We start from the raw sequence: 1,853 nt of genomic DNA, 5'->3' as shown, positions 1-1,853 counted from the left end.
CATTGATGCCGGCCATATCGGCGTCATCGAGCTCAAACCCTGAGAGATCGAGGTTCTCCCGCCGACGCGATGGCGTCGCCGATTTCGGGATCGGCAGCACGCCCAGTTGCACATGCCAGCGCAGCACCACCTGCGCCGGGCTGCGGCCGTGCTTATTGGCCGCCGCCACCACCGGCGGCTCGGCCAGCAGGCCGGTGCCCTTGCCGATCGGCGTCCAGGCTTCGGTCAGAATTCCCCGCGCCTTGTCGGCGGCGCGCTGCTCGGGCTGGTTGAAATAGGGATGCAGCTCGATCTGGTTGACGCTCGGCGCGACGCCGGTCTTTTCGATCAGCTGGTCGAGATGCTCGGGCAAAAAGTTCGACACGCCGATCGAGCGGACGAGGCCGCGCTCGCGCGCTTCGATCATCCCCTCCCAGGCCTCGACGAACAGTTGCTGGCTCGGGTTGGGCCAGTGGATCAGGTAGAGATCGAGATAATCGAGCCCGGAACGCAGCAGCGATTCCTCGATCGCCCAGGTGACGTTCGGCTTTTTGTGGTGCCGGCCGGGGAGTTTTGAGGTGACGCGGATTTCCTCGCGCGGCACCCCGGACATCCGCACGGCTTTGCCGACGGCGCCCTCGTTCTCGTAATTGACAGCGGAATCGAGCAGCCGATAGCCCTCCCGGAGCGCTTCCGCCATGCCCTCGGCCCCGGGAATGCCGCGCAGCGCATAGGTGCCGAGCCCGACCGCCGGAAGCGTGGTGCCGTCGTTGAGTTTGTGGTCGGGCAGCAGGGACATCGCGAATCTCCTCGGGTTTTCGCGAGGCATAGGAACGGAGCCGGCGCGGTAACGCCATCCCCAAATAGGCGTGTTGCGCTTGCGCGTGGCGCGGCGCGCCGCGACAGTCCGGGAATGAACTCGCGTGATTCACTCCCCCTCGCCGCCCTCGCCCTTGCCTTGCTGCTCGGTACTCCCGCTCACGCCGCGCCAGCCGAAACGCGCTGCGCACCCACCGAGTTCGAGGGCGCCCGCTACACCGTGTGCCGCGCCGCGCCCGCCGAACTGGAGCTCCACTGGCGCGATGCCGACGAGCAGCCCTATCGCCGCTTCGACGCGCTGGCCACGGCCCTCGCGGCCGACGGCCGCACACTGCAGTTCGCCGTCAATGCCGGCATGTACGATACCGAGTTCCGCCCCATCGGCCTCTATGTCGAAGCGGGCGAGAAGCTGGTGAAGCTGAACACCAGCGAGGCGGCGCCGGGGACAAAACCCATCCCCAACTTCTACAAAAAGCCCAATGGCGTGTTCTTCATCGTCGGCGAGACGGCGGCCATCACGACCACCGAAGACTATCTCGCTGCGGCTCCCGCGGCGCGGCTCGCGACCCAGTCAGGGCCGATGCTGGTGATTGGAGGGGAACTCCACCCTGCCCTGATCCCCGGCTCCACCGACCGCACCCGCCGCAGCGGCGTCGGCGTCTGTGGAGAAGGCGAGGTGATCGTCGCCGTCAGCGATGGCGGCGTGAACTTCCACGATTTCGCGCGATTGTTCCGCGACAGCCTCGGCTGCGACAACGCGCTGTTCCTCGATGGCGGGCGCGGGGTGGGATTGTATGACCCGGAGCTGGGACGGAACGATGTGTCCTGGCACGGGGGGTACGGGCCGATGCTGGGGGTGGTGAAGTAGGCGCGTCGACGGCAGCGCAAGTTGCGGGAGTTATGTAAACCGGCAATGCCACAACGCCCCCTCGCCCCTCTGGGGAGAGGGCTGGGGTGAGGGGCGCCAAGCGCGCCGACGGCAGCCCGGACGCGACATCTGCGGCCCGCCCGTCCGGAGTGCTTGGCGCCCCTCACCCTGACCCTCTCCCCCGAGG

The 1,853-nt window shown here is 67.6% G+C and carries 2 protein-coding genes; one reads left to right on the top strand and one right to left on the bottom strand.

Annotation, left to right across the window (positions count from 1 at the left end):
- On the bottom strand, positions 1-778 hold a 778-nt coding region (locus VW23_RS21470), incomplete at its 3' end, for an aldo/keto reductase (protein WP_069911542.1).
- A 114-nt stretch (positions 779-892) separates the two neighbouring features.
- Between VW23_RS21470 and VW23_RS21465 the strand changes: the two genes are divergently transcribed.
- Entirely contained in the window at positions 893-1,666 is a 774-nt protein-coding gene (locus tag VW23_RS21465) for a phosphodiester glycosidase family protein (RefSeq protein ID WP_069911541.1), read from the top strand.
- Positions 1,667-1,853 lie beyond the last annotated feature (187 nt).

It is taken from the genome of Devosia insulae DS-56, from assembly GCF_000970465.2.
GTDB lineage: Bacteria > Pseudomonadota > Alphaproteobacteria > Rhizobiales > Devosiaceae > Devosia_A > Devosia_A insulae.
Note: the sequence above shows the minus strand (reverse complement) of the source record. Positions and strands in the feature narration are given on the sequence as shown.